The sequence below is a fragment of the Microterricola pindariensis genome, assembly GCF_002936985.1.
GTDB classification, from domain to species: Bacteria; Actinomycetota; Actinomycetes; order Actinomycetales; family Microbacteriaceae; genus Microterricola; species Microterricola pindariensis.
In genome coordinates, this window is sequence record NZ_MPZN01000056.1 from 1 (window position 1) to 20224 (window position 20224).

The following is a 20224-nucleotide window of genomic DNA, read 5'->3' on the forward strand; positions in this document are numbered from 1 at the left end:
GTTGCAGAGGTCGGTGGGCCCGTCGTCCCGCAACCACCACTTGAGGTGGTGGGCCTCGGTGTAGCCCGGTGGATGCGGGCAGCCGGGCCAGGCGCAGCCGCCATCGCGTTCGGCCAGGGCGATCCGTTGCGCCCGGGTGAAGCTGCGGCGGCTCCTACCGAGGTCCAGCACCTCGCTGGGCCCGCCGAGAACGACAGGGATGACGTCGGCGCTCGCCGCGAGGCGGCGGGCCGAGGACGCCGACAGCGATTCACCGACCCCGTCGATCTCGGCGGTGCCCAGCCCGCTGGTGAGCTCCTCGAGCGTCGTGCGCACCACGACGGTGGTGCTGCGCAGCGCCGGCATGGTCTTCTCACAGCCGAGCGCGTGGCGGGCGATGTCGACCAGCGCGTCCAAACGCAGAGTGGGCAGTTCGCGCCCGTCGGCGAGGGCCGGGTCGTCGTTCTCACGGTTGGCGTGCAACTGGGCGCTGACGATGCCGTCGACTGCCGTCACGACGATGCCGGCGCTCTCGGGGTCCAGCACGACGTGCAGTTCCGTCATCCCGTCGGCCGTTGTGCGCCGAGTCAGGGCGCGCCGGCTGCGCAATTCGTCCTCGCGCGGGCGCACGCCGTCTTCATCGAGGCGATCCCGCCAAGCCCGGCAGAGCTGCACGATGGTCGCGACGGGCAGTGTTTCCGCGGCGTGGACCAAGGACTCCTCGGCCAGGGCCATGTGCGCGCGGTCGGCGCGGGGCGCAACGGACTCGAGCATCCGCACAATGTGGGCCGCGGCATCCGTGCCGATCGTGCATGCGGTCAGTGCGGCGGCGACGGTGGGGAACGGGGGCGGGATGACGGCCCCGCTGAAGCTCAACCCGCTGGCGGTGCGCTCGCCGAGCCGCTGCAGTTTCGCGGCCTCGCCGATCGGCACACGCATCACCTCGGAGAGGAACCCCGGAGCGGAGTTGCTGCCTTGCCGGGTACACAGGCGCTCCGGTCCGAGTTCGGGGCGGGAGCGCCGCCCGACCTCGGCCGCGGCCCGCATTCGCAGGGCGTCGGCGGCGCGCACGACATTCTGCAGCTGCTCTACGGTGCTGATCAGCGTGGAATCCGTCATGCCCTCGAAGTCGGCCTCGACCTGCCGGCCAACACCCTCGGAGGGCGAGCCGGCGAAGGATGCGGGTGATGCCTGCTCCCACGCGGATGCCAGCGCACCGACGGAGTCGGCGAGGTTTTCCAAGGCTTCGTTCACCGCTGCACCTCCTCGTGCATCTTCGATGCCGGCAATCGTCTGGCGTTCCGGCCTGAAACCAGGCTCCCAGCACCCTCTGACACTCATTTCTGCAGATGAGAGGGCGAAACGAGCTACGCAATGCATTCAGTTGTGCGGCGGTGCCCGCGCGAGGGAATCACTGGTTTTGGGGTCAAAAGTCGACTGATTTGCGCGCGAACGGGTGAGCAGTCCTGCAGGATTTCACTCCGTCGCCCACAGCAGGGGATGATGGAACCGACTTTGTCGGAGTGACGGCACAACGGGTGGCTGGTCTGCCCAGACATGAACTTGGGAGAGTGGCTTCGTGAAGCTATCCGTTATCGGCTGTGGCTACCTGGGGGCCGTGCACGCCTCGGCGATGGCTGAACTCGGCCACGAGGTGGTCGGCATCGACGTCGACCAGGCCAAGATCGAGCAGCTGGCTGCCGGCCGCCCTCCGTTCTTCGAGCCTGGCCTGCCCGAGATCCTCACCTCGGCCGGCGCGAGCGGACGCCTGCGCTTCAGCACCGACATGGCCGACGTAGCCGAGGCAACCGTGCACTTCGTCGCCGTCGGCACACCCCAGATGCGCGATAGCCACGCTGCCGACATGCGCTATGTCGACGCGGCGATCGACGCGCTCATTCCCTTCCTGAAAGAGGGCGATCTCGTCGTCGGCAAGAGCACCGTGCCTGTCGGCACCGCGGCCCGGCTGGCACAGAAGCTCGCCGACAGCGGCAGCGGCGCCACTCTCGCCTGGAACCCTGAGTTTCTGCGTGAGGGTTTCGCGGTGAAAGACACGATCGAGCCCGACCGCCTCGTCTACGGTGTGGCCGACGAGCGCGCGGCATCCATTCTGGACGAGGTCTATGCCACTGCGCTGGGCACCGGAACTCCACGCATCGTCACCGACTATGCCACCGCCGAACTCGTGAAGGTGTCGGCCAACGCATTCTTGGCGACCAAGATCTCCTTCATCAACGCGATGGCCGAGATCGCAGAGGTCACCGGCGCGGACGTCAGCCAGCTCGCCGACGCGATCGGACATGACGCACGCATTGGGCGTCGCTTCCTGAACGCTGGCGTCGGCTTCGGCGGCGGATGCCTGCCCAAGGACATCCGTGCGTTCACAGCCCGTGCCGAGGAATTGGGCCGTGGCGAGTCAGTCGCCTTCCTCAAGGAAGTGGACGCCATCAACCTGCGACGTCGCCAGCGTGTCGTAGACCTTGCGGTTGAGGCCCTTGGCGGCTCGGTCTACAACAAGCGCATTGCGGTGCTTGGTGTCACGTTCAAACCCGATTCGGACGATGTTCGCGACTCTCCAGCCCTCGACGTCGCCGTGCAGCTGAAGGGACTCGGCGCCAGGGTCGTCTCCACCGACCCGCAGGGCATCGAGAACGCCCGGATCCGTCACCCGCAGCTGGACTACGCCGGCACGGCCGACGAGGCGCTCGCCGGAGCCGACCTGGTGGTGCTCGCCACCGAGTGGAAGCAGTTCCGCGAGCTCGACCCGGTGCGCTCTGCGACCCTGGTCGCGGGCGCGAGCGTGATCGACGGCCGCAACGTCCTGGACGCCGCCGCTTGGCGCGCTGCCGGCTGGACTTATCGGGGCATGGGGCGCCCGTAGGCGCTGCGCTCCGGGCGAGGTCCGCGCGCTACTCCAGCGCCATCGTGCGGGGACTCTCTACTGCGTTGTTGTGTCGGTTTCCCTGCCAGCCGGTGCAGGCTTGGCGAGTCGCCGTCGGACGATTCGTCGATACCGGACGATTCGTCGGTACCGGCCGGTCGCTCGGCTGAGGGGATGGACCTGACTTCCATCGACGTCTTCAGCCGGCGGCCACAAGCGGAAGTCCGAGAGTGCCGCGGAAAGGGCGCCCTAGAGGGATGCCAGGGGCCCACCGCGGTTGTCTGTGCGGACGCACTGCTCGCGAGTGAGAATCCGGAGTCGGCGGCCAGGCTGCCCGAGAGGCGCAAGTGCTATTCGACCACTTCGGCGGGTCCGAGCGTCCCGTCCAGGTAGACGGTCTGGCCGTCTAGAGTCACGGTGATTTTCCCCTTGACGGGTTCCAGTTGAGACACAGCGCCGTATTGATCGGTGAGGGTCACCGCACTTTTTGCGGCGAAGCTGACCGTCGTGGGGGACGTTGCCCATGCAACGCGGGTCGTGCTCTCTCCCGAGCCGAACGCGTACGAGTAGGAGACGGCATTCAACTCGTCTTGCGCGCTATAGGTTTTTCCGCCGATCTTGCTCACCAGAATGGCTTGCGCCATTGCAGCCAGTTTTGGCTGAAAGGTCGGGACCGTGTCAGAAGCACGTCGCACCAGCCCGAAGTTCCCTTCGTGATCGAGGAAGTTGAGGTGGTCGTTGACCAAGTCGTACCAGTAGAAACGTTCGACGCCATTGCCCAACGAGATTGCCTGTGCGCGCACCAGATAGTCGGCTTGGAGTTCGTCTGTCTTCACGAGGGTTGAGCTCCACCCCAGTTCAGTAAGCCAAATCGGTTTGGATTCGCCGTTGTTGTATTCCTTGATGCGGTCATGCGCCTGGTTCAAGCTTTCGACGAGGAACTCTGCGCCCTTGTTGTCCCCGTAGTCATAGTCGTACGGATGGAAGCTCACGACATCGAGGTAGTCCAGCGCTCCCTGTTGGTACAGAGAAGTGAGGAACGCGTCGTCTTTGTGCGCATTCGCTGGGCCAACAACGAGCGTTCCTGGGTGGCTCTCGTGAACGCGATTCGCGTTCGCTCTGAGGAGCTGCATGTAGCACTCAGGCGTTGGACCGCAGGCACTGTTGTTGACGGGTGGATTGTTGAACTCGTTGAAAATCTCGACTGCGTTGACACCGTACTGCGCGATGAGTGCGTCCGTGTAGCTTGCGTAGGCTGCGAGTGCCTCATCGCTGCTCGGCACACGATTGTTGTCGTAGAAAGGGTTCCGGAACGCGCTCACAGGGAGAACGTCGAGCCGGTTCGATTCAAGATCGTGGATTCCGCTGTTCAGGTTCTCGGGGAAGTCATACTGCCCTTGAGTTGTTTCAACGTGCGCCCAGCGCACGTCAGTGCGGACCGTTCCGAAGCCAAGCTGAGCCGCGATCGCCCCGCTTTGGGAGTAGTAGTCGCGGTCAACGTGAATCATGACGCCAAATCGATCGTCGACCGAGTCGCGCTTCGTCAGGTCCTTGTCGAGAACCATGAAGGTGGTGGAGATCGGCTCCGCTGTGCCAGCTGGGTCGGCAATTGTTGCCGAGTAGAAGCCCTGGCTCAGATCGCCGAGCGGCAACACCGAGATTCCGCCGGCAGGTGAGACTTCGCCAGACTTGAGCTGTGCTCCCGTGTGGTCTTCAATGCTCCACGCAAGGAGCGGGGCCTGCCAAGCCACGCCGAGCATTGCCTGATGTGTGGGCATCACCAGTGAGGTATTCGTGAGTTGTCTCGCTGCCTCGTACTGTTCGAAGCTCCCGTTTTGGACCAGGTCGGCGCCGTCCGGGGAAATCGCCCTCGCGCTGTCAACTCGGATGGAGCCCGACTCGGCGTTGGCAGTCAATCGGAGATTCAGAATCGACTGGTCGCTCCCAGTCACATAGGTCCACGAGTACTCTTGCCACTCGTCAGAATCCGTCTCAATGAGCTGAGTCCAGGGTTCGTCGGCGTCAATGTTCAGTGAGACAGCTGCGGGCTCTGCCCCTGCCGCTCGCGCGGAGATGGAGATGGAATATTCAGTTCCTGGCTGGACCTCGAGCGGTTGGGACAGACTCGCTGCGCCGTTTCTTGCGTCAAGGAGGAGCGCGATCGCGCCGTCTGCCGGGGCGCCCCCTTCGGCAGAGACGCCTGCGGATGGCGACTCGGATGACCACCCTGAGAAGCTGGCCGCAACTGCAGCCGTAGTGGGCGGCGCGACCGAAGGGGTTGGATCCGGCGTCGGAGTGGGTTCCGCGGTGGTCTCCGGACCGGAACGCGGACCCTGAATCAGGCCGACGGCCCCTGCGATTGCTACGCCTGTGGTGAGGGCACTGGCGCCGGCGACGAGGAGAACCACCAGACGGAACTTTGCGTCGGTCCGGAGTCGTCGCGCGAATGACATTGCTTCTCCAACTGTGCACGTGGCCTGCGCGCTGAGTTTGCGGCAGTCTCGCCATGCTAGCCCGCCCGACTCGTCAGGCTGATCCAACAGGCCGATCCAGCAAATGAAGCCAACAAGACAGCCGTGGCCGCGCCGGGGTGAGAGAGATCTCCTGCAATTGCGTGATTCCGGCGAGGCGTGTTTGACCGGTGCCGAGTTGTGTGAAAATAGAAGTTCGCGTGGGGCAACGCCACTCGAACGGGCAGGCAATTGAGGGGTGTGGCTTGATTTGGCTAGGTCTGAGTGGTCCGCCTGTGCCGCGAGCTGAGATATGAACGCTAGAAACACACTCAACTCCGACCGACAGACTTGGCAGAAGGCCTACGCCACCCGTCTGCTCATCACAGACTTCATCGTCACGGCTGCAGCTGTCGCAATCTCACAGTTCATCTGGATCGCCGATGGCTCGCTCCTGCAGGGGCGTGACGACGCGGCTCTGAACATCCCACTCACCTACTCCCTGCTCTCGGCGATGCTGGTCCTCGCATGGATGCTCTTTCTCGACATTTTTTCGTCGCGCGACCACAAGAACATCGGGACCGGGGCGCTTGAGTACCGGCGGATCGTCGATGCCACCGTATTTCTCTTCGGGTTTCTCGCGATCGCCGCATACCTCTTAAAGGTTGAGCTCGGGCGCGGCTACTTTCTGACGGCGCTCCCGCTGGGTCTTCTAGGACTACTTCTCACCCGTTGGTCCTGGCGCCAGTGGCTTCACCGGCGCCAACGAACTGGCGCGTACCAATCGAGAACGTTGTTGGTTGGCCAGGCATCCAAGGTGCAACACATTGCTGAGGCCGTGCAGCGAGACGGCTCGACAGGGCTCTTCGTCGTCGGAGGGCTCACGAAGAGCGGACCACGGGACGGAGCAGCTGCGCCAAGCGTCGATTTGCTCGGGACATTTGACGACGTCCTTGCCGTAATTGACTCACATCAAATCGATACCGTGGTCTTCTCCGGCGCCGACGATATGTCGCCGAAACAACTTCGAAAGCTGGGTTGGCGTCTCGAGGAGCGGCGGGTCTCCCTCATCGTTGCGCCCACGCTCACCGACGTGGCTGGGCCGAGAATTCACGCCCGCCCGGTTGCCGGCTTGCCGCTGATTCACGTTGACTTCCCGGAGTTCGCGGGGCGGAAGCAGCTTCTCAAGCGAGCATTTGACGTGCTCGGATCCTCTGCACTCATCCTCTTGAGCTCTCCTTTCATGCTCGCCGTGGCAATCGCGGTGCGCGCGTCGGGGCCCGGGCCGATCTTCTTCACCCAGGAGAGGATCGGACTTCGTGGGGAACCCTTCAAGATGCTGAAGTTCCGGTCCATGGTGCAAGGTGCCGACAACCAGCTCGCGAGCCTGCTCGACGCGCAGGGCACGTCAGACAAGCCCTTGTTCAAGGTCCTGAATGACCCGAGAATCACGCCGGTCGGTCGATTCATTCGCAAGTATTCCTTGGACGAGTTCCCCCAGCTCCTGAACGTCGCCATGGGCGAGATGAGCCTGGTTGGCCCCCGACCGCAGCGCGCTGAAGAAGTGGCGCTTTATGACGATGACGCGCATCGGAGGCTTTTCGTCAAGCCTGGGATGAGCGGACTCTGGCAGGTCAGCGGCCGCTCGCAGCTCTCGTGGGATGATTCGATCCGACTCGACTTGTACTACGTTGAGAACTGGTCGGTCACGGCCGACATCGTGATTCTCTGGAGGACCCTCAGAGCAGTTGTGGCCCCGGGAGCTGACGCGCACTGAGCGATAGAGGCTATCGTTCCCGATAGCCCATCGCCTCGGGGGCAGCGTCTTTGATGCGATTGCACTCAGGACTTCGCAGTCGCGTCGCGCAAGTTGGAGCGTCAGCGGTCACCCGAAATGATGTAGAGCGGTTAGGAAATTTGCATGCATGCTGAGGATCTCGAGCACGTGCCGAGGGCGTCAATCGGTCTCCCTTTCTCGGATCAGAACCTCAAGCAGTTCGAGACGGCTATTCGCTCGATCCTCGGGCAGACCGAGCGCGACTGGGAGCTGATTCTTGTGGCGGACGGAGCGACCGACGCCTGTTTGGCGCTCGCTCAGTCACTTTCCGATCGGAGAATCCGGCTGATAGTTCACGACGAGCGTCTGGGCCTCGCCGTGCGGTTGAATCAGATTGCCGAGCTGGCCGCTGCGCCAGTGCTTTTCCGCATGGATGCGGATGACGTCATGGCGCCGAATCGCCTCGAAGTGCAACTTGCGGCGTTCCAGCAGCACCCCCACGTAGACGTGATCGGGTCGCGAGCGCTACTTATCGACGAGAACGATTCGGTCCGCGGCTTGTTCGCTGAAGAGGGGCTCCCAGACAAGAGCAGCGGGTACCTCCGTAGCAATGCTTTCACGCACCCGACCGTGGCAGCTCGAACTCCCTGGTTCCGGAGCAACCAGTACGACAGCGGCCTCCTGAGAAGTCAAGACAAAGCGCTCTGGCTGACGGCCCATGGGCACAGCCGATTTCTCAAGTTGGATGAGCCGGTCTTTTACTATCGTGTCGATTCCCGGTTGAGCGCAAAGCGGCAGGCGCACTCAAGCCGCTACGACCGCGTCCTGCTTCGACGCTACGGACCCAGCGTCTCCGGTTGGCCGAGCTCATTGGCCGCCTGCGCAAAATCAATGCTGAAGCAGTTCCTCTATGCGGGCATTCTTCGATCCGGTGGTGAGGAGAAGCTGTACCGACGAAAGTACGTTGAGGTTCCTGCAGATCGCCTTGCTGCAGCCCAAGCCACGTTGGACGCCGTCAAACTGATGGAGCTGCCTACCTCTTCTGTGTCGGTCAGCGGGACGGAGAGAGCGGAGTGACCGAGGGCGTGTGGCTCGACGCGGGGCCGGTGGCGCGGGTCGCCGCACTGACGGTCACCTACGGTGCCCGTCATCATCTGTGCATCCCGACTGTCCGGGCCGCACTCGCGGCCGGCGCGGACCACGTCTACGTTGTCCTCAACGGCGCAGCAGAAGTGTCGCGGAAGGCGATTCAGGGTGAGTTCGGCGCTGGGTCAAACGTGTCGCTCATACATCTCGCCACGAACAGGGGCTCGGCAGGCGGATTTGCTGAAGGCCTCCGGTCGGTTCCCTTGCAGTCGGTTGGCAGTGTCTGGCTACTCGACGATGACAATGAATGCGCAACGACTGCGCTTGCGGAGCTGCTTGCTCAGCGGGCGCGCCTGGTGGCTGCCGGGGAATGCGATGATCCTGCGATGCTTTCGCATCGCAAAGGGAACGTCTTGCAAGAGCGAGCCATCCAGACGCGATCGGCGCCAGTCGTTTATCCACCGAGTGGCTCCTTCTTGTCGATGGATCTGTTTCACCGGCTCAGCACCGCGAAATCCATCGCATCGAGCACGTCGGAACACGACGCTGGTTCGCCGATCGAGGTGCCGTACGGGCCATACGGCGGACTCCTCCTCTCGGCCGAGTCAATCTCCGAAATCGGTTTTCCGGATGAGGAGCTCACGCTCTATGAGGACGACACCGAGTACACGGCCCGGCTGAGCGCAAACGGTCATCGGGTATTCCTCTGCCCGGGAAGCACTATCGAGGACATCGATGGCAAGTGGTCTGGGAGCGACTCCGCACTCACTGGCCCGCAGAAGATGCTTGCAGCACAGGACAGCACTCGGCGATACTACGCCGTCAGGAATCGCGTCCGCTTCGATACCGTCAGGGCTCTCAAAGAGGGTCGCCAGGTGAGATATCGCGTGAACAGATTGATCTACATGGCATACCTACTCGGCTCCGCGACGCGCATGGGCAGACTGAGTGCGTATAGAGAAGTGCGTCTCGCTGCCAAGCATGGCTTGCGCGGTCAGCTCGATCTGGGGCCGGAGCTCGCTCTATGAGCGAGAAGCGAGTGCCCAAGTTCGCACAGGGGGCAGCATGGATGGTCAGCGCGAACCTGATCAGCTTCGCGCTTCAGGGAGTCTATTTCGTCCTGCTGGCTCGTGCCCTCGGCGCGAGTAGTTACGGCATCTTTGCCGGAGCACTCGCCGTGGTCGTGATCTTTGCGACTTTCTCCGGAATCGGGTCCGGAAATGTCCTCGTGATGAGTGTTTCGCGCGCTCGAGGCGAGTTCGGCGGGCGGTACGGCACCGCCTGGACGTATGTTTTCGCGAGCGCAGCGCCACTTGCCGGCCTTGTAGTACTGCTGTCGGTGCCGTCGGGTGGAGTGTTCCTCGCCACTGTCGTGCCGCTGCTGTTGTCGGAATTGGTATTCGGTCGCTTCCTGGACCTTGGCTTCCAATCATTTCAAGCCCATGATCGACTCAGGGGCACGGCTGTCCTCACGATGGCTGCCGGCGGCAGCCGTATGGTGCTCGCCGCAGCCTTCCTGGCCCTCGGTGGGAGCTCCCCTGTTGTGTGGGCCTGGTCGTATGCCGCGCTGAATTTCTGCTTGGCGTTGATCGCAACCACCATCTGTTGGCGGCTCTTCGGCAGGCCGACGCACAATCGCGCCTACTTGACATCGACATGGCGAATCGGTTTCTTTTTCGCCCTGGGTATGTCCTCAAGGACCGTCTATACCGACGCGGACAAATTCCTTCTGAATGTCTTCCGTTTTGACGACGCCGCAGGTGTGTACTCTGCAGGCAGCAAACTGATCACGATGGCCTTTTCGCCGGTTCAAGCGCTCGTCTACTCCGCGAACACCCGTTTGTTTCGGGCCGGGAAGAGCGGCCGCCGCGCGGTGTGGAAGATCTTGCGGAAACTCCTGGTTCCGGTCGGTGGGTACGCCGTCGTCGCCATGGTCGCGCTCATCTTGGGGGCGCCCCTGGTGCCGCTCATCCTTGGCGACGATTTCACGGAAACAGCGGAGCTCCTCCCGTGGCTGTCGGTCATTCTCCTCTTCCAGACCGTGCATTACGTCTTTGGTGATGCGCTCATGGGGTTGGGCAAGCAGGGTGTTCGAAGCGTCAGTCAGGCGGTCGTCGCTGTGCTCTCGGTTGCACTGAACCTGTGGCTCATTCCGCTTGCTGGGCTACAGGCTGTGGTGCCGATCGCGATCGGCGCCTCTGCTTTGCTGGCTATTCTCATGGTCGGATTCTTCCTCGCGCAACCGCTTGAGTATGCAGCGGTTGAAAGCGAAAGCGAAAGCGAAAGCGAAGGTGCGGGCGAAGAGCCGGTCGGCCTGAAGTAGCGCAGCTTTGTCGTTCTAGCGAATCTTGGCGCTAGAGGCGAACTGCAGAGTGCTGAACTGGATCTGCGTGCTCCTCGTGTGCCGCAGCTTCCGGCTCCGCAGCCTCGAGCGACGGCTTCCTCCCAAGGAATGCGAGCAGACAACTCGCGACCACTGCCAGCATCGCGTAGCGCACATCTTTCAAGATCGTGTTCACCAGGAACGACCAGAACAACGCGACGAGCGCGAGGCTTGCGATCGGAATCAGCCACGTACGGCCGTAACCAATCAGGCGGACTGATGCGGCCGCGACTCCCCCGAGGAGGAACGGAATGGCGACGAGTCCAAGGATCCCGAAATCCATGAGGTAGTCGTTCAGCCCCGTGGCTACGTTGGTTGCGAATGGTCGGCCAGCGATACTCACGGTGTAGTACTCGAGTGAGTGTGCGCCGGCGTCAACAGGGAACCCAAGACGACTGAGTATGCCGAAGAGCCCCGAAAAGCTATTCGTCCCCAGGTCAAAATTGCTCGAATCGAGCGACTGAGCCAATTCGGGGTTAGCGCCATATGTGAATCGGGCTTGGAGGCCGGCGACACCTGAGACGAGGTACTCAAACAGCGATCGCAAACCGGTTGAATTGGTCGTTCCTGCGTTCCGCAATTGAAGAGGTACCAACACGATTGCCGCTGCCGCGGCAACAGCGGTCGATGCCGCAGCGATTCGGAACGCAAGTGGCTTTCGACCGGAGCGGCTGGCTAGTCCCGAGCCAGGTTTCCCCGCAGCTGAGCGTCCCCGTGAAAGCGCGAGCGCGGTCACAGCGATCAGCACGCCTATGACGAAGCTTGTCCTTTGGAAGGTGATGAGCGTGACGGCGCCCAGGAGGACCAGCGGAATGGTCGCCAACACGCGTCGACCCCTCCACCACAGCAACGCTCCCGTGAAGAGGCTGACATATCCGAGGTAGGCCACGTAGCCCAGCACCGCGACGAGCAAGCCGCCGTTGGCGAAGCCGTCGCCCAACGTGTCTGCGCGAATCGCGGCCTGCGCTGCGCGGAATCCCCGCCCTCCGTCACTCAAGAGGGCACCGAAGCCACCGATGCGTTCCACGACGGGGAGCATCAACAAACCTTGGTAAAGCACGTAGATCGCCAAGAGAGCCACACCCGCCATATGCCAACGGACGAGGGCTCTCGTCGAGACGTGCACGGTTGACTCGATTTTCGGCACGGTACTTGAGCGAACAAGAGCCCAACCAACGAACGAGCCGGAACAAGCGGCGCCGAGGCCAATCACAATCGTCAAGTATGTGTTTGTGTCAAGAACTGGAAAGATCAGGCCGGGCAAACCCGAGATCAGGAGCACCGGGATCCATGACAGGCAAAGAACTGCAATGGGATTGACGGGAGGCATGCCCGCCCGCCTCGCCAGGAGGAGCAGCGTTATCAGCGCGGCGCAAATCAGCGCGGGAACAATCACTGAGGTTGCCGGTGTTCGCTGCGGGCACGCCACGTTGCAGGTATGCCGACGGCTACCCAACCCGCGGGCCCGGACTTCGTTACGACTGCGTTGGCACCGACCTCGCAATCATCGGCCAACTCAATCTTCCCGATCACCCGTGCCCCGGCGCCGACGGCCACGCGGTTGCCGATTGTGGGCGATGCCGGAGGGGCGCCGTGCGAGGAGCCGAGCCCGCCCAGCGTCACACCCTGTTGAATCTTGCAGTCTCGCCCCAGCCGCACATCGGGGCCGATGACGACGCCGGACGGGTGGAAGAGCACGAGGCCGGAGCCCGCGCTGGACTGCCAGGCGAGATCAGCGCCGGTGAGAAACTGATTGAACTGCTTGATCAGGCCAGCCAAGAAGGGAAGCCACCTTCCCGTGCGCTGCGAGAGCCTGTACAAGAAGACCGCGGAGTACCGTGCCGTGAGCACCGTCCGGAGTACGGCGCCGGGCGTGAGGGAGGCGGCGCCTGTGCCCGCGGTGACATTGCCCTGCAGATCCATGAACACTCGAACTGGGGCAGCCTCGGGGAATGGAGCAGCGTCGTGAATTGCGTTCATGGCCTAGGCCGATCTCGTGTCGTTGCGTGCGGGTTACGGAAGGTTCTCTTCTGCCCTCCTTCTCGGGGGTGGTACAGCCAGGCTGTGCCCACGAGAAGGCCGAGTAGGAGACCCAATGTGCTGATGAACAAGGGGTGAGGAGAGCTTAACCGGGCCGTCGAGGTGTCTCCTTGCACATCGGCCCCAAAGTGAGTGCCTTCTGGCCCCTCGATGCTTCGAACCGCCGACGCGAAGCGCAGGGCTCCCGCCTTCGCCGCTTCAACTGCGATCGATGCCGTGCGTCCCTCGGCGAACGCGGTCGCATTCGAGCCGTTTGCCAGTGCAAGGATCGTGACGCCGTCGTCTGTGAACGACCCCGCAAGCTCACCAGTGTGTTGCCTCGCGAGATGCGAGATGCGATCACGGGCGAGGGCCGGCTGCGAGCCGTCCGCGCTGACCTCGATGGTGATGTTTGCCAAGTATGAGGGCGTGACAGTCAGGGAGAGGGCGAGGCCTCCCAGCAGCCCGATTGCCGCGATTGCGGCCGCGGTCATCCACTCGCGCTTGACGAACCGTGATCGCATCTCAGACGGCTACCTTCGTCGAGATCCGCTTCTTGCGGTTCGACACTGCGCGGGAGCGGTACACCTCCATGAGCCGCTCGGATTGAACCTCGACCGTGTTCTCAGCGAGGAGGGCCTCCCAGCCCCGGGTGACTTCATCGGCGACGGAACTGTCAGCCAACAGCTCGGCGGCCGCGGCGGTGATCTCATGAACCGTTGAGAACACGAGATTCGACGGCGCATGCTCCAAGGCCGAAGTGTGCCGTGCAAGGATCGGTGTGCCAAGGCGGTGCGCCTCGAGGATTGTGAGTGGGAAACCATCCCACGCCGCAGTGTGGATGTACAGGTCAGCATTCGACAGGGTATCGAGGGCCTCCTCGTGCGAGAGCCACCCCGTGACACTGATCCCGTTGGCGTGAAGCCGATCCACGAGCGTCTGATCGCCGCCCCCGACCCAGATGAACTTTGCCTCTTCGTTCACCCGCCGGAGCCGACGTACGACCTCGATGAAATAGTCGGGGTCGCGTTGTGGCGAGAGGCGGCCGGCGCCGGCCACGACCTGCGCACCCATCTTTGCTGCCGGTCGGTGAGCGGTGCCGGTGGCAGAGATGTTTGGCACGTAGACGGCGCTGTCCGAGCGCATCGACTGCGCCAGCGTCATCTCGCGCGGCGAGCAGGCAGCGATCGTATCGGTGTTCCAGGCCAGCGCTCGTTCAACCAGCTTGAGGATGAGCTTCCTCGCCGCTCCCAGATCTTCACGTTCGAAACTGAAACTGTGCGGCGTGTACACGATTCGTTGTCGACTGCTCGACCTGATGGACAAGCGCACAAATGCGCCACCGAAACTGGAATGGCCATGAACTACAGAGGGATTCACCGTCTCGACGGCTTTTCGGATGTCGCGGCGCGCGTCCCTCAGGTTTGGCGATAGTGAGCGCACTGAGGCGAAGACGCCGAGGTCTCCTTGATCGACGTACTCGCCCTCCCGAACATGTCGCAGCAGATGGTGAGTCACGGATGGCGTGGACCTCACATACTGGAGAACAGCGTTTGCGGTACCTGCGCCAAAACTCTCGACCACATGAAGCACCACCGGATCGCCTGTGTGCGGCGCCTGGCTCATGCTGGCCTCTGGCTCATCGATGCTCACGAAGCCAGTCGATCTCTGTCGCCAATCCCTCTCGGATCCCGATAGTTGGCTCCCAGCCGAGCAGCTCACGCGCCAGAGTCGTATCTCCTCCGGTTTGGAACACGTCGCCGGCCACGGGGGCGCCGTAGCTGACCTCAAGCGAGTGCCCGAGGAGATCGCTGAGAGTAGCAATCACATCATTGACGGAAACCGACGATCCTCCCGACAGGTTCATGACGGTGCCGGCGGGGAGACCGGCGTTTGCGGCAGAGATGAGGGCGCGCACGATGTCATCCACATGCGTGAATTCTCGAATCTGGGTGCCATCACCATGCACAGTCAATGGAGATCTCTCCAGCCCTGCGCGGATGAATCGGTTGAAAGCCATATCGGGGCGCTGGCCCGGTCCGTAGACCGTGAAGAAACGGAGGCTGACAGTGGGGACATCGAACTCTGACGCGTAGAGACTGCAGAGGTGCTCAGCAGCGAGCTTTGAGACGCCGTAGGGGCTGATCGGCTGAGGCCGGTCCGATTCCTTTGTCGGATAGCGCTCTGCGTCGCCATACACTGACGACGAGGACGCGTAGACGAACGATCGAATCGTGGATGAGGTGCGAGCGGCTTCGAGAAGTCGCTGTGTCGCCTCGATGTTCTGTGCTACGTAGACGCCAAACTCGTCGCCCCAGGACTTCCGTACGCCGGGCTGGCCGGCGAGATGAATCACGGCGTCCACTCCGTCGAGTACGTCCTCGAGTTCGAGACGATTGAGATCGCCCTCCAAGAAAGTGAAGTTGGAGGTCGGGATCCGGGACAAGTTCTGCCGCTTGAGATTGACGTCGTAGTAGTCGGTGAGCATATCAACGCCGAGCACCTCATTAGAGGGGTCTGCAAGAAGCTGTCGACAGAGTCGGCTTCCAATGAAACCGGCGGCACCAGTTACTACTACGCGCATGCTACATTCCTAAATTGTTTCCAAAAAGGGAACGCCAGCTACCGCCCCCGAAAGATCATACCCCGGGCCGCATGCGACTCCGGGGCCAACCCGTTCCGAGGCGCACGCACGAGCGAAGTTCAGCAGCCAGGCGCCTCGATCGACGTCGCTGTCCCGTGGATCATCGGTGTGGTGCGAAGCTGTGGCTCGCCGTAGTTGCCTGCTGGGCCGGTGAAAGTCGCGGTGACCTGGCTGGTCTGACCGGGCGCAAGCCACACCATGAACGAGGCAACCGGCCGGCCGAGGTCATCCGCAGACAGGTCGAACGTCGTGAGTCGACCCTGCGAGTTGATCTCTGTGGCTGAGAGCGTCGTGCCCGGAGGGCCGTAGACGAACACCTGCGTCCGGAAGTGCTCCGAGCCCCAGAGTCCGCTCGCCACATACGGCGGGAGTGCGTCCGCCTGTTCCTGCGTCAACGACGAGGTCAGGTCGACTGTTGTCGTGAAGGTGGGCTCGGCCGCTTCGCAGACATTCGTACTGAGACTCGCAGCAGTCTTGAGGTAGAAGTCCATCTTCGAAGCGGACATATCCCGGAAGAACACGCCCGTCGTGGTGGCCTTGTCGTTGGAAGACGGCAAGATCCCACTCAGCGGCGACGAGGCCAGCTTGCTCTGTACCTCGGGATCCGCGCTCCAAGCCAGTATTCGCTGCTGGGATACTCCCCGCGTGACCGCAGCTACGAGTTTCGGCATGTCAGTGGTTGGGCTCATCAACGAGTTGAAGATGCTCTTCGCCGCTTCCTCGAAGAAATCGTCGGTCCGATGGATTTCCTCTGTTGGGTAGCGGAAATAGATCTCGTTCAGCAGGAGCTTGACGGCGTTCTCTTTGGAGAGCTGGTCGCCCGTGCTCATCGGAATCGGGCCGGTGGCCTCGAGGAGGTGCGAGAGCGCAACGGGATCCACCGAGATGACCGCGTCGACCTCGCCGCCAATGTGCTGTTGCCAGAATGCCTGGGCGATTTCTGCCGCGGTCGGGAAGTCGGGGCGGCTGGTTGAGAGATTGAGCCGGGTGTACATCAACGGCTCAAAGATCGCCTCGACGTTGGGGTCCGGTGTGATGACCGGATTGCCATCTCGCCAGGGGAAGTCGCCACTGGAAGCCTGGCGCCCGATCGAGATCGCTCCATTGTCGACGTGCACCTCCGTCAGCGCCGCCGCGGTGCCTCCCAGAGCCGTGGACTCGGCCAGGTTCTGGAAGACCAACACATAGTTGCGCGGGCCATTCGCGCCGAGGAGGTCGGGAGCGATCTGCAGGATCGACGCGGCGTCGCCCACGAGGGCATCAGCGGAGCTCAGCATGCCGGACAGCTTCGCCCCGGCATCCGCGACCGGCCCTACCGTGCCCTCGACATCGATGGCCTCGCCGCGAGCAACGGCCGCGTGGAACGCTTCGGCCGCCGGTCCGATTGCGGCGCTCAGCTGCACGATCGGCTCGATGTTGATGTGGCCATCAACCGGCTTGAGCGAGTCCGGGGTCAACGTCCCGGCAACCGCGGCCAGCGGGGTGACCGTGTCGGCCGAGATGCTGTCGACAACCTCGGCCATCTCTCGAACGGCCGTGAGGTTCTTGCCGACCCAGGGCACGAGCTCCCCAGCGCGCCATACCGGGTCATTCGTTGCGGCGACCGCGTCTGACGTGTGCACCGAGAGCAGCTCGGCAGTCTGGGCGATTCCTGCGAAGTCCGCAGACCCCGCCTGATCCTTGACCGTGCCAACGAGGCCCTGTGCGGCCTCGAGCGAGGCCTTCGCGCCCAGCACGCGGTAGCCGAGCCACCCGGTCGCTGCGACGGCAACCACGAGCAATCCGCCGACAATCCAGAGTGTGGCCTTGCGTCCGGTGCCAGAGCTGCGCCTCGCGTGCCGTACCGACTTCTCCTGCTCGCTTTCCTGCGCGGCCTGCATGATTGCCCGAAGCTCGGCGCGGCTGCGGGCCTGCGGCGCGCGGGCAGGGGGGGAGTCAGTCACTTGAGAAACGCTAGTGCACGCCGGCTCGGATAAGCCTGAATGCGGTCTCCCTCAGGCGTGCTGACACGGTGTTGACACCCGAACGGGGGTGGATTTGTCCCGTGTTGCGCGTGCCGATGCACCCTGGCGCCGGCCGACGCCCGCCGGGCTGTCGAGTGAGCCGGTTCGGGTAGCCTCGTCGTAGGCCGGAACGCAGACTCCTCCGTGCTCCAGAGGCCGAGAGTGAAGGACTACGCGTGCCCCAGAAGTCGACGCCGTCGCTCGGTGAGGAGCCGACCCCGACTGCCGCGGGGCGCGGCTCAGCCTGGCGAGGCATCCTGCGCTGGGGCCTCTTTCCCTTTGTCGTGCTCGTGGTGTTCTGCACGCTTGTCGGCCTCGATCTCAGCGGTTCATCGATCGGAGCCGTGTCGCCGACACCGCAGGCCGACGGACTCATCGCGGGCACCCCGCGTGAGATCCGCAGCGATGAGTACATCCTGCGCACGCCGAACGCGATCTCCTCGGTCGAGCAGGGCCTGCCCACGACCGCATGGATCGGCCTGGCAGAGATCGACCAGGCCGTCGCGGCCGGTGGCGGCCCGACGCTCGACTGGGGCACGCTGTTCAAGCCGCAGGACTGGGGCTATGTGCTCTTGGGGGCGAGCCGAGGCCTCGCCGTGATCTGGTGGGCGTCCTTCGCGTTCAGCCTCTGGGGCGCCTTCGCACTCTTCGGAGTGCTGACGCGGCGGCCCGTTCTCTCAGCGGGCCTCGCGGTCGCGGCGACGTTCACCCCGTACAGCGGATGGTGGTTCGCGCCCTCGCTCACCCTCGGCTACGCAGCGCTTGCCGCAGCGGCGGTGCTCGGTTCGTGGATTGTGCGGCGTCGTGGCGTTGCCGCCATCCTCGCCGCTGCGGCCGGGCTCATCGGGGCGGCCTTCGCGCTGACCCTCTACCCGCCCTGGCAGGTCTCGTTGATCTGGGTGATCGTGGCTCTCGGGGCCGGCTTCGCCCTCGACCGGCGGATTCCGTGGCGCCGCTTCGTCGCGACGACGGGGCTCGCGCTGGCCGTCGCGGGAACGATCTCCGTTGTCTGGCTGCTTCAGCACTCGGCCGCCACCCAGGCCGTCGCCGACACCTACTACCCAGGGCAGCGCCGCGTGCACGCGGGGACCGGCGCCCTGGAGGTGTTGCTGGGGGCGCCGCTCAACTTCTGGATGACCGGTGACGCCGGGGCAACGCTCGGCACCGAGGGGAGGGTTGGGCCGTACGCCAACCTGTCTGAGTCGGCCTCGAGCTGGTTCCCTCTGCCGCTGGTGCTGCTGATCGTGGTCGGCGCCGTGATGATGCTGGTGCGGCAACTGCGGCGGCGCGGCGCGGTGGCGGCGCCCGGCGCACCCGAGTCCGGCGTGCGCGAACAGCGCGAACCCGTCTGGATGCTCGTCTGCGTCTCGGCCGCCGTGCTGCTCCTGTTGGCCTGGACGCTGCTGCCGCTGCCAGACTGGGTGGGCGTGATCACCCAGCTGCAACGCGTACAGCCGTCGAGGACGGCGCTCGCGCTCGGGTTCGCTGCCCTGATCCTGGTCGCGCTCGCGAGCACGGTGCGGGCGCGCCCGCGGGCCTGGGCCTGGCCGTGGCTGCTGCTCGCCGTCCTCGCCTCCGCCGCGACGACGCTCTGGTCTGCGCAGGCGATGCCGTGGAACACCGCGCTGGTGTCGCTGCGGCTGGTGCTCGTCAGCGGGCTGCTGCTTGCCGTGCTGTTCGCGGCGGTGATGGATCGGCGGAGCGCTGCGGCGGCATCCGTGCTGCTCGGCCTCTACGCCTTCGCGAGCTGGGCGCCGATCAACCCCCTGCAACAGGGGATCGGCCCGTACAGCAACGACCCATTCGTGCAGGAGATGCAGGAGCGCACAGTCGACGGACGGAATCCGCGGGTGATGGTGTTCGGCGACTTCGCCGTCGTGGCGAAGGTGCGCGCCGCCGGCCTGCAGAGCATCTCGGGAACCACGCCCTACCCGGATGCCGATTTGATGCAGCAGCTTGCTCCGGAGCAAGAGGAGCTGTGGAACAACTACGCCCAATACGCGTGGATCCCGGCGCCGGCGGGGGCGGCCACGGAGATCGAACGAGTCGTGGGGAGCCTGATGAGCATGACCATCGACCCGTGCAACGCGGTGATCGACGAGCAGGTCGACCCCGCGTGGGCGGTGGCAGACCAGCCGCTTGAGGCTGAGTGCCTGAGCCCGATCTCCACCGTGCACGACTCCGAGGGGCGCGAGTTGCACATCTACGCGGTGCGATAGGCCGACCTACTTCTCGCGCACCGTGCCGCCCGCGATGTGCAGGCGGCGTTCCGCGCGGGCGGCGACGGCGGAGTCGTGCGTCACGAGCACGAGGGTCAGGCCGCGGTCGCGCCAGAGACCCTCGAGCAGGTCCATGATCTCGTCGCGGGTCTGCTCGTCGAGGTTGCCGGTCGGCTCGTCGGCGAGCAGCACGGCCGGCTCCTTGACGAGGGCCCTGGCGATGGCGACGCGCTGCTGCTGGCCGCCGGAGAGCTCGGTGGGGCGGTGCCCGGCGCGGTCGGCCAGACCGACGGATGCCAGTGCCTGCGCGGCCCGGGAGCGCCGGGCGTCCGCCGCGAGGCCTAGGGGAGCGAGCGCCGTCTCCACGTTCTCCTGGGCGGTGAGCGTGGGGAGGAGGTTGAAGCCCTGGAAGATGAAGCCGATCTGGTGCGCGCGGATGTCGGCGAGCGTGCGGTCGCCGAGGGCGGAGAGCTCGCTGTCGCCGAGCTGCACGGTTCCGGCGCTCGGGCGGTCGAGGGCGCCGAGCATCTGCAGCAGCGTCGACTTGCCGCCGCCGGTCGGGCCCTGGATGGCCACGAGTGCGCCGTCGGCGATCGTGAGGCTGACGTCGGAGAGGGCGTTCACGGTGCGGCTGCCCTGTTTGTAGCTTTTCGAGACGTTCTGGAGCGTGTACATGTGGGGGTCCTTTTGGGGGGTGTGCGATGGATGGGGCGGGGTTTCGACAGGCTCAACCAGCGGGAGGGGCCTGCCGGCGAGGGCGGTCAGCCGATGCTGCGGAGCGCC

At 64.2% G+C, this 20224-nt stretch carries 15 protein-coding genes and 1 pseudogene; 6 read left to right on the forward strand and 10 right to left on the reverse strand.

From position 1 onward, the window contains the following. Window positions 1–1233 (reverse strand): HNH endonuclease signature motif containing protein (locus GY24_RS13735; RefSeq protein WP_161498746.1); only part of this gene is annotated, 1233 nt, incomplete at its 3' end. A gap of 325 nt (window positions 1234–1558) precedes the next feature. Between GY24_RS13735 and GY24_RS13740 the strand changes: the two genes are divergently transcribed. Next, on the forward strand, window positions 1559–2860 hold the full coding sequence (locus GY24_RS13740; protein ID WP_104476701.1) for a UDP-glucose dehydrogenase family protein: 1302 nt from the start codon (window positions 1559–1561) through the stop codon (window positions 2858–2860). 350 nt (window positions 2861–3210) lie between these two features. On the opposite strand, the gene GY24_RS13745 is transcribed toward GY24_RS13740, so the two are convergent. Both GY24_RS13745 and GY24_RS18240 read right to left on the reverse strand, forming a co-directional pair. Next, a complete protein-coding gene (locus GY24_RS13745; protein ID WP_233279372.1) occupies window positions 3211–4776 on the reverse strand; it encodes a glycosyl hydrolase in 1566 nt (521 codons plus the stop codon). Between the two features lie 3 nt (window positions 4777–4779). Further along, a pseudogene (locus GY24_RS18240) lies at window positions 4780–5313 on the reverse strand (carbohydrate binding domain-containing protein); the annotation flags it as partial. 310 nt (window positions 5314–5623) lie between these two features. Here GY24_RS18240 and GY24_RS13750 point away from each other — a divergent pair. From GY24_RS13750 to GY24_RS13765, 4 genes are all read left to right on the forward strand, one after another. Next, window positions 5624–7087, forward strand: a complete 1464-nt coding sequence (locus GY24_RS13750; RefSeq protein WP_104476705.1) for a sugar transferase — start codon at window positions 5624–5626, stop codon at window positions 7085–7087. Between the two features lie 144 nt (window positions 7088–7231). Further along, window positions 7232–8164 (forward strand): glycosyltransferase family 2 protein, encoded by a 933-nt coding sequence (locus tag GY24_RS13755; protein WP_104476707.1) that lies wholly within the window; start codon window positions 7232–7234, stop codon window positions 8162–8164. Then, window positions 8161–9201 carry a glycosyltransferase family protein gene (locus GY24_RS13760; RefSeq protein WP_104476709.1) on the forward strand — a complete coding sequence of 347 codons (1041 nt, stop codon included), beginning with the start codon at window positions 8161–8163 and terminating at the stop codon, window positions 9199–9201. Before GY24_RS13755 ends, GY24_RS13760 begins: the two co-directional genes overlap by 4 nt. Further along, window positions 9198–10496, forward strand: coding sequence for an oligosaccharide flippase family protein (locus tag GY24_RS13765; protein WP_104476711.1), 1299 nt, complete (start codon window positions 9198–9200; stop codon window positions 10494–10496). The genes GY24_RS13760 and GY24_RS13765 overlap by 4 nt, the downstream gene beginning before the upstream one ends. 31 nt (window positions 10497–10527) lie before the next feature. Here GY24_RS13765 and GY24_RS13770 read toward each other — a convergent pair whose 3' ends face one another. The 6 genes from GY24_RS13770 to GY24_RS13790 form a co-directional block, all read right to left on the reverse strand. Next, window positions 10528–11886 (reverse strand): O-antigen polymerase, encoded by a 1359-nt coding sequence (locus GY24_RS13770; RefSeq protein ID WP_133161197.1) that lies wholly within the window; start codon window positions 11884–11886, stop codon window positions 10528–10530. Between the two features lie 62 nt (window positions 11887–11948). After that, complete coding sequence (locus GY24_RS13775; protein WP_161498748.1) at window positions 11949–12479, reverse strand: serine O-acetyltransferase; 531 nt, start codon at window positions 12477–12479, stop codon at window positions 11949–11951. A 53-nt stretch (window positions 12480–12532) separates the two neighbouring features. Continuing rightward, entirely contained in the window at window positions 12533–13099 is a 567-nt protein-coding gene (locus GY24_RS17535; protein WP_133161198.1) for a hypothetical protein, read from the reverse strand. Between the two features lies 1 nt (window position 13100). Beyond that, window positions 13101–14228, reverse strand: coding sequence for a glycosyltransferase (locus tag GY24_RS13780; protein WP_104476717.1), 1128 nt, complete (start codon window positions 14226–14228; stop codon window positions 13101–13103). Further along, window positions 14215–15159 (reverse strand): NAD-dependent epimerase/dehydratase family protein, encoded by a 945-nt coding sequence (locus tag GY24_RS13785; RefSeq protein ID WP_104476719.1) that lies wholly within the window; start codon window positions 15157–15159, stop codon window positions 14215–14217. The genes GY24_RS13780 and GY24_RS13785 overlap by 14 nt, the downstream gene beginning before the upstream one ends. Window positions 15160–15278: 119 nt before the next feature. Next, the gene (locus tag GY24_RS13790) at window positions 15279–17162 is read right to left on the reverse strand and encodes a DUF4012 domain-containing protein (protein WP_133161199.1); all 1884 of its coding nucleotides are present in this window, start codon (window positions 17160–17162) and stop codon (window positions 15279–15281) included. 236 nt (window positions 17163–17398) lie between these two features. On the opposite strand from GY24_RS13790, the gene GY24_RS13795 reads away from it, so the two are divergent. Continuing rightward, window positions 17399–19441 carry a DUF7657 domain-containing protein gene (locus GY24_RS13795; protein ID WP_104476723.1) on the forward strand — a complete coding sequence of 681 codons (2043 nt, stop codon included), beginning with the start codon at window positions 17399–17401 and terminating at the stop codon, window positions 19439–19441. Between the two features lie 6 nt (window positions 19442–19447). Here the strand turns inward: GY24_RS13795 and GY24_RS13800 are convergent, their stop codons facing one another. Further along, the gene (locus GY24_RS13800) at window positions 19448–20116 is read right to left on the reverse strand and encodes an ABC transporter ATP-binding protein (protein ID WP_104476725.1); all 669 of its coding nucleotides are present in this window, start codon (window positions 20114–20116) and stop codon (window positions 19448–19450) included. Between the last annotated feature and the right edge of the window lie 108 nt (window positions 20117–20224).